Annotated in this window: 13 protein-coding genes; 6 read left to right on the forward strand and 7 right to left on the reverse strand. The window is 38.5% G+C overall.

Annotated elements, in window-relative coordinates; genetic code table 11:
- Positions 1–228: 228 nt before the first annotated feature.
- Together VB694_RS08215 and cobU are read right to left on the reverse strand one after the other, a co-directional pair.
- Positions 229–669 (reverse strand): hypothetical protein, encoded by a 441-nt coding sequence (locus VB694_RS08215; RefSeq protein WP_323359820.1) that lies wholly within the window; start codon positions 667–669, stop codon positions 229–231.
- Positions 670–743: 74 nt separating this feature from the next.
- The gene (gene cobU, locus VB694_RS08220) at positions 744–1,310 is read right to left on the reverse strand and encodes a bifunctional adenosylcobinamide kinase/adenosylcobinamide-phosphate guanylyltransferase (protein ID WP_323359821.1); all 567 of its coding nucleotides are present in this window, start codon (positions 1,308–1,310) and stop codon (positions 744–746) included.
- A gap of 177 nt (positions 1,311–1,487) precedes the next feature.
- On the opposite strand from cobU, the gene VB694_RS08225 reads away from it, so the two are divergent.
- From VB694_RS08225 to hpsU, 4 genes are all read left to right on the forward strand, one after another.
- Positions 1,488–2,309 (forward strand): hypothetical protein, encoded by an 822-nt coding sequence (locus tag VB694_RS08225; RefSeq protein ID WP_323359822.1) that lies wholly within the window; start codon positions 1,488–1,490, stop codon positions 2,307–2,309.
- 159 nt (positions 2,310–2,468) lie between these two features.
- Complete coding sequence (locus VB694_RS08230; RefSeq protein ID WP_323359823.1) at positions 2,469–3,413, forward strand: glycosyltransferase family A protein; 945 nt, start codon at positions 2,469–2,471, stop codon at positions 3,411–3,413.
- A 13-nt stretch (positions 3,414–3,426) separates the two neighbouring features.
- Positions 3,427–4,368, forward strand: coding sequence for a glycosyltransferase family 2 protein (locus tag VB694_RS08235; RefSeq protein WP_323359824.1), 942 nt, complete (start codon positions 3,427–3,429; stop codon positions 4,366–4,368).
- A gap of 171 nt (positions 4,369–4,539) precedes the next feature.
- Positions 4,540–5,100 (forward strand): hormogonium polysaccharide biosynthesis acetyltransferase HpsU, encoded by a 561-nt coding sequence (gene hpsU / locus VB694_RS08240; RefSeq protein ID WP_323359825.1) that lies wholly within the window; start codon positions 4,540–4,542, stop codon positions 5,098–5,100.
- A 94-nt stretch (positions 5,101–5,194) separates the two neighbouring features.
- On the opposite strand, the gene VB694_RS08245 is transcribed toward hpsU, so the two are convergent.
- The 4 genes from VB694_RS08245 to lipB all read right to left on the reverse strand — a co-directional run bounded on the left by VB694_RS08245 (position 5,195) and on the right by lipB (position 8,729).
- Complete coding sequence (locus VB694_RS08245; protein ID WP_323359826.1) at positions 5,195–6,574, reverse strand: DUF2330 domain-containing protein; 1,380 nt, start codon at positions 6,572–6,574, stop codon at positions 5,195–5,197.
- A 39-nt stretch (positions 6,575–6,613) separates the two neighbouring features.
- Positions 6,614–7,408 carry an RnfABCDGE type electron transport complex subunit D gene (locus VB694_RS08250; RefSeq protein WP_323359827.1) on the reverse strand — a complete coding sequence of 265 codons (795 nt, stop codon included), beginning with the start codon at positions 7,406–7,408 and terminating at the stop codon, positions 6,614–6,616.
- A 216-nt stretch (positions 7,409–7,624) separates the two neighbouring features.
- Positions 7,625–7,825, reverse strand: coding sequence for a hypothetical protein (locus tag VB694_RS08255; RefSeq protein ID WP_323359828.1), 201 nt, complete (start codon positions 7,823–7,825; stop codon positions 7,625–7,627).
- A 229-nt stretch (positions 7,826–8,054) separates the two neighbouring features.
- Complete coding sequence (gene lipB / locus VB694_RS08260; RefSeq protein ID WP_323359829.1) at positions 8,055–8,729, reverse strand: lipoyl(octanoyl) transferase LipB; 675 nt, start codon at positions 8,727–8,729, stop codon at positions 8,055–8,057.
- A 631-nt stretch (positions 8,730–9,360) separates the two neighbouring features.
- Here lipB and hpf point away from each other — a divergent pair.
- Entirely contained in the window at positions 9,361–9,996 is a 636-nt protein-coding gene (gene hpf, locus VB694_RS08265; protein WP_323359830.1) for a ribosome hibernation-promoting factor, HPF/YfiA family, read from the forward strand.
- A 121-nt stretch (positions 9,997–10,117) separates the two neighbouring features.
- Here the strand turns inward: hpf and VB694_RS08270 are convergent, their stop codons facing one another.
- On the reverse strand, positions 10,118–10,579 hold the full coding sequence (locus tag VB694_RS08270) for a peroxiredoxin (protein WP_323359831.1): 462 nt from the start codon (positions 10,577–10,579) through the stop codon (positions 10,118–10,120).
- Between the two features lie 127 nt (positions 10,580–10,706).
- On the opposite strand from VB694_RS08270, the gene VB694_RS08275 reads away from it, so the two are divergent.
- Positions 10,707–11,837 carry an acyltransferase family protein gene (locus tag VB694_RS08275; protein WP_323359832.1) on the forward strand — a complete coding sequence of 377 codons (1,131 nt, stop codon included), beginning with the start codon at positions 10,707–10,709 and terminating at the stop codon, positions 11,835–11,837.
- Positions 11,838–11,914: the final 77 nt, after the last annotated feature.

Consider the following 11,914-nt stretch of genomic DNA (forward strand, 5'->3'; position numbering starts at 1 on the left):
GATTTTTTCAAAATTCAAATATGAGTCCTATAGTTCATACCCAGATCCCCGACTTCACCAGATCAATTTATCATTTATGGACACAATAAACAAAAGAAGTCGGGGATCTTATCGCCTCACCTGAATTCTTACGAAAAAACTAATTTTATAAAAATATATTAAGCAAATTTAAAAAACATTAAGGATTATAATTTAACAACTTATTTCGTTAACAAGTTGCTAAATTGATCATGATAGGTTACGCATTAAGTTATAGCTTCGCTCACCACAGGCATCACGAATTTCTGTCAATTGTTCTTGACTATTAACTGGGCATCTTGGCTGTGGTAGTTCATTGTTAGGCCAAGTGGACAAATAATAACAAGGACAAAGTGTGGATGGCATTCCCATAGTCTTGATGGGTACTGGCATAGCGCAGCGTCCACAAGGTAGGATTTCCCAATTGGGGGTTAACAGTTCAGCTATAGTTTCTTGAGTGCCTTCTAAATAGCAGTCACGAGTTTCTAAGGAAAGAATTGTTTCCCAAGACTCTTCAAACTCTGGGCTATAGCGATCGCCCTTTATCACTGGGTTCGGAGAGAAGCTTTGATGACTATGACCTACTATCACTTTCTTCCCTAATTGAAACCAGTGAGAAAGATATTTTTTTACTTCTTGTTTGTTTGCCATAACCTAATTTTAGTTGATAATTTTGAAATTTTATCTGCTGAATCTTTAATTTTCACTTAAATCCTTAACTTAAGTTAACTTAATTTATTAGATTCAGACTTCGTTGCTGTTAAGGGAAAACCGAGAACACTGAGATTAAGGACATGACCGCCAGTAACTAAGTAAACAGTCTCACAAATTGCACCTAACTGACGGACTACAGCACCCAAGCGATCGCGAAACTTGCGACCAATGGGATAAGCTGGAACTACACCCCAACCTGTTTCTTCGGCAACAAATAACAAATCAGCCTCGCTTAAAGATACTACTGTTAACAATTGTGCCAAAGTTTTTTCCCAGTTTAAATCATCTTGTTCCAAAAAATTAGCGACCCAAGTTCCTAGAGAATCAATCAAAATACAGGTATCAGCCTTGGTATTACTGAGAGTAGCAGCAAGTTCCACTGGTGCATAGAGAGTTACCCAATCTTGAGGACGGCGTTCTTTGTGTTTTTGAATACGTTTTTGCCACTCTTGATCATGGGGATCTTCAGTAGCTGTGGCTATATAAACAACTGGTTTATCGGACTGGATTGCCAAATTTTCCGCCCATTCACTTTTCCCTGAGCGTGCTGGACCTGTTACTAAAATAACTCTACTCATAATTATACTGCCATATTTGTGTTCACAACTGTCCAGATTTTCAGTTAAGATTCTTATAAATTACTATTATTTCTTATACAATAAAGGGAAGTTTTTCCATAAATTTGCTTTTTTAACAAACTCCCAATTAGAAATTATTCAATACCACTAACTATTACAAGCTTCAGGATCTATATTATGAAACCAGGTTTAAAACGCATTGAAGCTACGTTACATGATTTAGGGATACGTAGCACCGAATTACCATCAGAAGCAGTTGATGCAACCAAACGCCCATTTTCTTTTAGAATTAGCGTTGGAGCTAACAAAACCAAAGAAAGTAGAGAAACTTCAGCAGATGAAGGTATCAATACAGTTGATATTGATATTGATATAGATACAAATACAGGTATCTACTCTGACTCACAACAGCATTTATTTCCTAAAAATAATTCCGTACAAACTTTCCCTACCCAAGACACTGGAGGCCACACACCCAGCCTACCTAAGTTTAAAACACCGAGCTTTAGTAATCATCGTCATGGTGCAAATCCAGCCTTTGCCATGAATCTCTTACAAGACATTCAGGAGACTGTCGCCAATTGGCAAACAGAGTTACAAACAATTCTCCAGCAAATCCAAGATATTTACTTAGAAGGTCCGGTGATTAATGGCTGGTTAGAATCCAATCCCCAAGAACCAGAACCAGGGGGAACTGCTACACTACGTCATGCAGAAGTTGAGAGGCTGATGGATTATGTCCAAGAAATTTGCGACTCTGGAGATAAAGCATCCTATCCATCTTCATCCCGTACTGGCTACCGTCTTTGTGGAATTGATGCAGCGGGTAAAGTCTGGTCGCGTCAATGTTCAGTAGATCAAGTTCCTAATGTCAGCATGGCGATCGCTCGTTACCAAAAATTACGTCAACTGTTTGGACGCAAACAATACATAGAAACACGTTTGAGTCAATTAGCGGAAACTCTTGTCGCTTTACACAGTCATATTCAGCAGACGTAACCTCTTGATTATGAAACTATTAAAAACAGCCATAAAATTTACAACAGTGAAAATATGGTTGGTAAATTGGGTAAATATTGGGGTAGATTAACAGAAAAAGAGCAGATGAATTGAGTATTTTCCGATAAAACTCGAATTTGCCAATACCAAAGCCAGACTATGCCAAATATCCAAATCTCTGCCATCATTTGTACTCACAATCGAGATACCTATTTAGGTGCAGCAATTGACAGCCTATTGATCCAGGAGTTGAGTGCTAACTTTGAAATCGTGGTAGTGGATAATGGATCAAGCGATCGCACTCGTGAAGTCGTAGAACAAAGATCCCACCATCCCCACCTCCGCTATATTTTTGAACCCACCATTGGCTTATCTGTAGCTCGCAATACAGGCGCTAAAACTGCTAGTGCTGACATTCTTGCTTATTTAGATGATGATGCAGTAGCTAGTACCCAATGGTTACAAGTTTTATATTCTGCATATCAAAACAATCCCAAATTAGCGATCGCCGGTGGTAAAGTTACCCTCATCTGGCCACCAAAAATCCAACCACCAAAGTGGTTATCTCCCGGACTAGCTGCTAACTTAGGAGCTTACGACTTAGGAAACAACAACCTTTACATTGAACAACCAGGTTCTACCCCCAGAGGCTTAAATTACTCCATCCGTCGTAGTTTTCTAGAAGAAATAGGAGGCTTTGATCCGCAACTGGGAAGAGTCGGCAAAAATCTCTTATCCAACGAAGAACTGCAAATGACCGAATTTGCCCTCCAGCGTGGTTGGCAAGTCGCTTATCTGCCAGCAGCCTTAGTTGCTCACAATGTCGCCCCAGAACGGCTAAAACCCTCCTGGTTTTTAAACCGGGGTTGGTGGCAAGGTATTAGTGAATGTTATCGAGAACAACTAGCAGGTACAGCCGATATCGGACAACTACAACGAGGTAGCGAAAAGTTTTTACGTGGCTTATATAAATCATTACAATATATTACTGATCCAGCCGAAAGATTTGATAAACTAGTTTATGCTTATGGTCAGATTGGTTACTTAAATGCTGCCATTCATGGACTGATATCTAAAGCAAACAAAGAGCAAACAAAAAAATAAATTAACAATTATTATGTCATCTAAAATACCAGTTTCTGTACTCATTCCCGCTAAAAATGAAGAAGCAAACTTACCAGCTTGTCTCACAAGTTTACAAGTAGCTGATGAAATTTTTGTGGTCGATTCCCAAAGTAGCGATAAAAGCATCGAAATAGCCGAAAGTTATGGTGCTAAAGTCGTACAATTTAAATTTAATGGCAGTTGGCCAAAAAAGAAAAATTGGTCATTAGAAAACTTACCTTTTCGCAATGAATGGGTATTGATAGTTGATTGTGATGAACGCATCACACCAGAATCTTGGGCAGAAATTGCTGAATTAATCCAAACCGATGAATGTAATGGTTATTATATCAATCGCCGTGTATTTTTCTTAGGAAAATGGATTCGTCATGGTGGTAAATATCCTGATTGGAATTTGCGATTATTTAAACATCAAAAAGGCCGCTACGAAAACCTAAACACTGAAGATATCCCAAACACAGGCGATAACGAAGTTCACGAACACGTGATTTTACAGGGAAAAGTGGGGTATCTCAAACATGATATGCTCCACGAAGACTTCCGAGATTTATATCACTGGTTAGAAAGACATAACCGTTATTCTAATTGGGAAGCCCGTGTTTATTTTAATTTGCTCTCAGGCAAAGATAACAGTAATACTATTGGCGCAAATCTATTTGGTGATGCAGTACAAAGGAAACGTTTCTTAAAAACCGTCTGGGTACGTTTGCCATTTAAACCATTATTAAGGTTTATTTTATTTTACATTATTCAGCGTGGTTTTTTAGATGGCAAAGCCGGATATATCTATGGACGCTTATTAAGTCAATATGAATATCAAATTGGAGTCAAACTTTACGAATTACGGACTTTAGGCGGAAAATTAAACATTGCTAAAACCTCTAAATCTAATTCCCAACCCGTAAATAAAGAAGTTGAAAAAACAGCAATTTAAGTCATTAGTCATTAGTGATTAGTTATTAGTTATTAGTCATTAGGAAAAGGCAAAAGGCAAAAGGCAGGAGTTGATGAATTTTACCCAATCCCCAATCCCCAATCCCTAATCCCCAATCCCCAATCCCCAATCCCCAGTCCCCAATCCCCAATCCCCAATCCCCAATCCCCAATGAACAATGAAAAACCTTATGTAGACTTACGTAAATATGACCAATCTGGGTTTGATCGGGGTCGTCCAGGTTGGTATGTTTTGTTATGGTGGTTAGTACAAGCGATGGCATTTCCACTTACTCTCCACCCCCTGAATAATCTCCGCTGCGCCCTCCTCCGGCTATTTGGGGCTAAAATTGGTAAAAGTGTAGTAATTCGTCCCACAACCCGTTTTACCTACCCTTGGAAAGTTACCATCGGTGATTATAGTTGGATTGGTGATGATGTAGTTTTTTACAGTATTGATCAGATTCACATTGGTGAACATTGCGTAGTTTCCCAAAAAAGTTATCTCTGTACAGGTAGTCATGATATTCATGATCCAGCTTTTAGCTTAAAAACCGCAAGTATTACCATTAGTAACGGTGCATGGGTAGCAACAGACTGTTTTATTGCACCAGGAGTAAAAATTGGCGCAAATGCCGTTATAGGTGCGCGTAGCAGTGTATTTGCTGATATGCCAGCAGGTCAAGTGTGTTGGGGAAGTCCTTGTCGTCCACAGCATCCAAGAATTAAATAATAGATCCCCGACTTCTTATAGATCCCCGACTTCTCAAAGAAGTCGGGGATCTGGTTATAATTGATTGGTTATGGTTATGATTATTTTGAATTATTTAAAATCCAAAAAACATCAAGATATTTTCCCACCAAGAACTTGTGAAATTACCAACATTAAGCTGCATTTTTTGGCGAATATCTTGAATTTTCCAGTTTGTTAATTGCGCTAAAGTTTGCGCTTCTTGTTCAAAACGTCGAGATAATGACCTTCTATATTCTCTACCAGCAGAACATTGTAAATTGCCTGTAAAGGGATGTTGTAAAACATAACGTCCTTGAAAAGATTCACGGTTAGAAGTGGTTTGAAACATCAAATCTTCAGGGAATTTATTGCGAGTGTAGCGGACGTGCAAACGACTAATGAAAACATTACTTGTGGAGAAAGAACGACCACGACCAAACCCAGGTGATACTATAGCATCACTAGAATTATTATCTAACCAAAATACACCAGCTTGTTTGAGTTCTTCGGGGTTGAGAGGTTCAGCAGAACAAGGATCACAATTACCCATATCCCAAGCATATTCCAGAAAAGCAACTTTTTTATCTTCTTTGGTGTAAGAATTCTGGAACATGGATTTATAAAAGTCGCCAAATTCGTTTTTGACAAACACAGGAATATTCACATTAGAGGGAACTTTTACCGTGCGGTAGTTAGTAACTTCAGCTTGTCCTTGAGGTGAGAGAATATAAACAATTAAATCTTGTTCATTCTTAGAGTTAATCATCCCCAAACGAATGGGTAACATAAACTTGGGTGACTCGTAGGAGATTTGTAAAGGTCTGAGAAATTGATAACCAGATTCCTTAAATTTATCTAAATTAACCTTAGCAACAAAAAACTTCATTGAGGAACGAACGTAAGGTTTTAATAATTGATTTGCTCCTCTAGGCATTTTATAACCATTGCGTCTCAGCCAAGTTTCTAAACCATTAGATTCTTTAGCACTGAGGATCAAAATATCATATTCACCGACATTAAACCGTGCCTCAACAGTAACACCTAAACTGTTATCTTGCATTGTTTTTTCTTCAGCACGTCCACCTCTTGTAGCTGCCGTTGGTGCTAATAGTGACTGTGGTCTGATCTGTGGAGAACAAGGATCTTCATCAAAATATTCTACCAATCTGGGGGCGCTAAAAGCGTCCAATCTTTCAATAATATTAGGTTGGGCAACGCGCACTTGTTCTTCTTTTATTACTGTGGGTACAGGTACGACCATGGCAAAATCTTTAACTTCACCTTGAAAGTCGTTGGCCATTGTTAATACTGTTTTATTCCCATCCCTAGCAATCACCACTTGAGAAGCTTGGTTATACAATTTAGTATCAGCTTTAGCAACATAAAAACCACAAAAAGCTAAGGCATTAGGGGCAAAAGATAGAACCGTAAAAAGTGCTATTAGTAAGGGAATGAATAGGCGAAAATTTTTCATTGTTTTGGTAATTAGTGATTAAAATCTGAAATTTTTTAATTAAGGATTTTTTTCTTGTAACCAAGAAAATCTAGGAGCAAACCAAAGGGTATCTATGAGAATAGTTAAAGGTGCAAGGGCAAATAAAGCCCAAAAAACTGCGGTAGAAAGGTAGAAATAATTCCGCAAAATAAAGGTGATGATGGCAATAGAAACTGCCCAAATTATTCGACCGATGGGGGCGTTAGGAATAGACCGGGGATCTGTCACCATAAACAGCGCAAATAATAACAAAGAACCACTCATCAACCGATGTAAATAAACATCCCAAGTCCAACCTAGCCAAATATTACGCACAGCTTCTAGTAGGGAATATGCACCTAAAAAAGCGGCGGTGGTATCCCAACGACCAACCCGGTTTAAAATCATACCCCCAGTACCGACAAATAACAGACAATACCACCATTCTTCACCCCATTGTCCAGGGGAAACCCAAGCGTCAGGGGTTAATGCTAAGGCAGAAATAATGCCAAAATTGGCAGGGTTAAAAAAATGTTTATCACCAGTTTGGAAGACAAATTTGCTACCTATCGCCGTTGTAGCAGCTAACACCATTGTTGTCCAATGGTCAGCCCGTAGTAGTAAACTGAGTCCTAGAGCAGTGATTAAAGGACTACGAAGGTTGATGTTTGCTTCTTTGGTGGTGACTGATGAAAATATAGATTGTGTGACTAGACAAGTGGCGATCGCAATTAAAATTAACTCAGGCCGCAGTGTCCAGTCCCTAGTCCCAATTCCCAAGATTAGGAACAGACTCAGAAATAGAATTTGATAGTCTCGAATATCTTTAAACATTACCCCTTCAGGGTTTATCCCTAATTTTTCATTAATCTATACTATAGTAAGGGTAAATAATATTCTTGTTACCAAAATTGTAACAAGTGCTAATTTTAGTATTTATGCTCTACATATTGTGAACAACCTTAAAGAAATCAAGAAATGGATGATCGCACTAGACATTTGTCTAAATGGGAGAATTTAATGTCTCTAAAATATCCAGAATTTTCAATTTTAAAGAAACTCTTGTAAAAATTCAAAGGGATTATCTTCCCAGCATGGTTCGGGTACTAACCACACCAGTTTGCTTTTAATTTCCGCTTCAATTTCCTCACTGTCGTCTCTGTCAAATAGTGAAGTCAAAGCTTCCCAGTCTCGTTGTTTGAGGGTGCTATATGAGGAGATATTTACCTGTAGATTATCGGAGTAATGCACAAGCACGTCTTTTGTTGATTTTTACAATAAGTGGGCAGATTGGATGACAAACAAGTATATCTTAGATTAAATACTGTGATTTAAAAGTGACTTAGATCATAATCTTCTTGAAAAATTTACATAATTGCTCCAAAACCAAACTAAATAGTTGAAGACTTCATTAAACCTGCTTGGAAATTAGTAATTTTTAGTCAATTTTTCTAGGATTTAGATTTTATAATTGTTTTATCTAATACCGTCGATACTGAGAATCTACTAATTTCACACCAAATACTTCAGAAAAACACTGAGCTATTTGATCACGTATTTCTAAACATTTGATACCAGGAATCCATTCGGCTAAACTGCCTACAGCTTTATCAGTGATACCACAAGGTACAATGCGCTCAAATCCTGTCATATCAGGACAAACATTCAAGGAAAAACCGTGCATAGTTACCCAACGACTAACTTTGATGCCGATAGCTGCAACTTTGCGTCCTTCCAACCACACACCAGTAAAACCGGATATACGCTCTCCTTGTAAATCATACTTTGCTAAAACGCGAATTATCACTTCCTCAAGTTGGCGCAAGTACCAATGCAAATCTTGACGATAACGATGCAGATTTAAAATAGGATACCCCACCAGTTGCCCAGGACAGTGGTAAGTGACTTCGCCACCTCTTTCAACTCGATACAGATGATACTCACTTTTGTCAAGGTCAAATTTGAGAAATTCCGGGTTTGCACCTTGTCCCAAAGTGTAGACAGGGGGATGTTCTAGTAAGATGAGTACGTCTTCTAGATTAGGGTTGTTGATGCGTTCCGTGAGTAGCGATCGCTGCCATTGAAGAGCATCTAAATAGGGCATCAGTCCTTGATTATATAAAAGACAACTATGTGGTTTACTACTATAAATCATGCTAAAAATCAATGGGATAAATGAGCAAATATTTTGCTAAAGAGCGAACATTGAGTCCCTAAATGTCAAGGTATGCAAAGGATTTTAAAGGAAAGTCAACAGAATAAACTTTATTCCCCACAAAGTGCTAATTTGAATGTATAACCTCAATGGTGTTAGGAGGAACTCCCTGCAATAAGCATCAAGCCAAAACAATAGGAGCAAAATGGCTGATGGCATTTTCCAGAAGTTGTTTACAGCTATAATATCAGGATAAAAACTTTTATTAAGGCTGGCATTATACAGAAACAGCGAGCCAACAGCAGAAGACCAAGAGCAAATACTTCTAGATTTGTCAAGCTTGCTCAAACTAAGAAAGCAGTTACAAAACAGCTAAAAGTTATTGATTGAGGGTTTTTCCTCCGAGATTCAGATAGTCTGGTAATCATTTGGATACCAGCACAGAGTTTAAAAAAGGTAAATCGAGGCTAGAGGTACTTATCATTAAGATGCAAAAACCTGACAGCATATACGACAGCCGTACATCAAAAGCAGTTAATAATTTGTATTGGCGGCAGTGATAGACCTTACCGCAATCTCTGTTCATACAAAACACATTCACATCAAATAAATATTGAGCGGGAGAGTTTACATGAAGCTTGTCATCCACGGCAAAAATATTGAAATTACTGATGCAATTCGCGAATATGTGCATCAAAAAATTGAAAAAGCAGTTAATCACTTTCAGAACATCACTAACGAAGTGGATGTCCATTTGAGCGTAGCTCGCAATCCCCGAATTAGTACAAAGCAAGCGGCGGAAGTCACTATCTATGCGAATGGTAGCGTCATCCGTGCGGAGGAAAGCAGCGAGAATTTATATGCCAGTATTGACTTGGTGGCAGATAAAATAGCCCGTCAACTGCGTAAATATAAAGAAAGACGACAAGATCACAAAACCCAGCCTATACCAACTACTGAAGCGGTAATTGCTGAACCAGTGGCAGATTTAATAGGCGATCGCACACCAGAACTACCAGGGGAAGTCGTCCGTACCAAATATTTTTCTATGCCCCCCATGACTCTGGCAGAAGCGCAAGAACAACTGCAACTCGTGGGACATGACTTTTATATGTTCCGCAATGCCGAAACAGGAGAGATAAACGTCATTTACGAACGTAACCATGGCGGTTTTGGGGTGATTCAACCCCGCAACGGTAACGGTCAAACTAACGGCAAAAACGGTAAAACAACTAACGTAGCTGTACCAGAAAAGTCTAAAGTCTAATTTTAGGGGATTGGGGACTGGGGACTGGGAACTGGGAACTGGGAACTGGGGACTGGGAAGAATCATCAACTATTCCCTATTCCCTATTCCCTGTTCCCTGTTCCCTGTTCCCTGTTCCCTGTTACATTGCAGCTAACTGTTGCAATGTTTTTAAAGTTTCCTCAACATGACCTTTAAAGTTCAACATGGAATCAAACACATATTGAACAATGCCGTTTTTATCAATTACATAAGTCACCCGGCCGGGGATAAAACCAAACGCTGTAGTTGCACCGTATAACTTCCGCACTTGATCACCTTTATCACTCAAAAGCGTAAAAGGTAAATTGTGCTTGGCTGCAAACTTCTGATGAGACTCGCTAGAATCACCACTTACGCCAATAACTTCAGCACCAGCAGCTTTAAACACTTCATATTGATCTCGAAAAGCGCAAGATTCCGCAGTACATCCAGGTGTGTCGTCCTTGGGATAAAAATAAAGGACTACAGATTTTTGACCACGAAAATCTCTTAGGCTGACATTTACACCGTTTTGGGCGGGTAGGTTAAAATCAGGCGCTGTATCTCCAACTTTGATAGCCATATTAAAAAATTAAAAATTCAAACATTACTTAATAAAATTTTACCTTGTAACTTAGATTATCAATTTTTCTTGATAACGTGCATCAAGCGGGGTAGGGTAGATAGTCATAATATAAACTATTCCGTTTATGCGCCTGACTTCACTGGATGTATTTCGCGGTATCACCATTGCGGGAATGATTCTCGTTAATATGGTGGGAGTCGCAGATGATAAGTATTCAATCTTAGACCATGCTGAATGGAACGGGTGTACACCCACAGATTTAGTATTTCCATTCTTTTTATTCATTGTTGGTGTAGCAATGACTTTCTCTTTATCAAAATACACCGCAGACAATAAACCTGCCAAAGAGGTTTACTTACGTATTCTGCGCCGTGCTGCAATTCTCTTTATTTTAGGGTTGCTACTTAACGGCTTTTGGAATAAAGGTGTTTGGACTTTTGACTTGAGTAGTATTCGCTTGATGGGAGTGCTACAACGTATTAGCTTAAGTTACCTTTTTGCATCCTTGATAGTTTTAAAACTACCACGCAAAAGTCAATGGATATTAGCAGGGGTTTTACTTATTGGTTATTGGTTAACAATGATGTATATCCCAGTTCCCGAATATGGTGCGGGAGTGCTAACACCAGAAGGTAATTTTGGCGCATTTATTGACAGGTTAATTATTCCCAAACCACATTTATATAAAGGTGATGGATTTAATTTTCTGGGAGATCCTGAAGGAATTTTCAGCACTATTCCGGCGATAGTTAGCGTCTTAGCTGGTTATTTTGCTGGGGAATGGATAAAAGATAAAAAACAAACTAATTCACAAACAAGTATGGATTTAGTCTTATTTGGTTTGTGTTGTTTAGTAATTGGGATTATTTGGGATGTAGCATTTCCCATTAACAAAAAACTATGGACAAGTTCCTATGTTTTATTTACAACTGGTTGGGCGTTAATGTTATTAGCAGCTTGTTATGAATTAATAGAAGTAAGGGTAATAAAACGCTGGAGTAAACCATTTGAGATCATGGGATTAAATGCGATCGCTCTTTTTATTGCATCCGTCTTATTAATCAAAATCACAGCCAAAACCCAAATTGTTACAGGTGAAACCGCCATTAGTATCTACAATTGGATTTACCAAAATATCTTTGCATCTTGGGCGGGAAATTTCAACGGCTCATTTTTATTTGGGCTTGTTACCGTGTTATTTTGGTATGGTGTTGCTGTCTTAATGTATCGGAAACGCTGTTTTATTAAAGTTTAAATTAGGATCGCTATATAGCATTTCCTAATCATATCAGGTATATCATATAGGACTCATATTTGAATTCTGAAAAAATC

It is taken from the genome of Anabaena sp. UHCC 0451 (genome assembly GCF_034931405.1).
In the GTDB taxonomy this organism is placed as follows: Bacteria; Cyanobacteriota; Cyanobacteriia; order Cyanobacteriales; family Nostocaceae; genus RDYJ01.

What these genes read in the sequence shown, in the direction of transcription:
- VB694_RS08250 (WP_323359827.1), bottom strand. Translation starts at nt 7,408, where the DNA reads ATGTTTAAAGATATTCGAGACTATCAAATTCTATTTCTGAGTCTGTTC.
- VB694_RS08230 (WP_323359823.1), top strand. Translation starts at nt 2,469, where the DNA reads ATGCCAAATATCCAAATCTCTGCCATCATTTGTACTCACAATCGAGAT.
- VB694_RS08245 (WP_323359826.1), bottom strand. Translation starts at nt 6,574, where the DNA reads ATGAAAAATTTTCGCCTATTCATTCCCTTACTAATAGCACTTTTTACG.
- lipB (WP_323359829.1), bottom strand. Translation starts at nt 8,729, where the DNA reads ATGATTTATAGTAGTAAACCACATAGTTGTCTTTTATATAATCAAGGA.
- VB694_RS08275 (WP_323359832.1), top strand. Translation starts at nt 10,707, where the DNA reads ATGCGCCTGACTTCACTGGATGTATTTCGCGGTATCACCATTGCGGGA.
- VB694_RS08235 (WP_323359824.1), top strand. Translation starts at nt 3,427, where the DNA reads ATGTCATCTAAAATACCAGTTTCTGTACTCATTCCCGCTAAAAATGAA.
- VB694_RS08215 (WP_323359820.1), bottom strand. Translation starts at nt 669, where the DNA reads ATGGCAAACAAACAAGAAGTAAAAAAATATCTTTCTCACTGGTTTCAA.
- hpf (WP_323359830.1), top strand. Translation starts at nt 9,361, where the DNA reads ATGAAGCTTGTCATCCACGGCAAAAATATTGAAATTACTGATGCAATT.
- cobU (WP_323359821.1), bottom strand. Translation starts at nt 1,310, where the DNA reads ATGAGTAGAGTTATTTTAGTAACAGGTCCAGCACGCTCAGGGAAAAGT.
- VB694_RS08225 (WP_323359822.1), top strand. Translation starts at nt 1,488, where the DNA reads ATGAAACCAGGTTTAAAACGCATTGAAGCTACGTTACATGATTTAGGG.
- VB694_RS08270 (WP_323359831.1), bottom strand. Translation starts at nt 10,579, where the DNA reads ATGGCTATCAAAGTTGGAGATACAGCGCCTGATTTTAACCTACCCGCC.
- hpsU (WP_323359825.1), top strand. Translation starts at nt 4,540, where the DNA reads ATGAACAATGAAAAACCTTATGTAGACTTACGTAAATATGACCAATCT.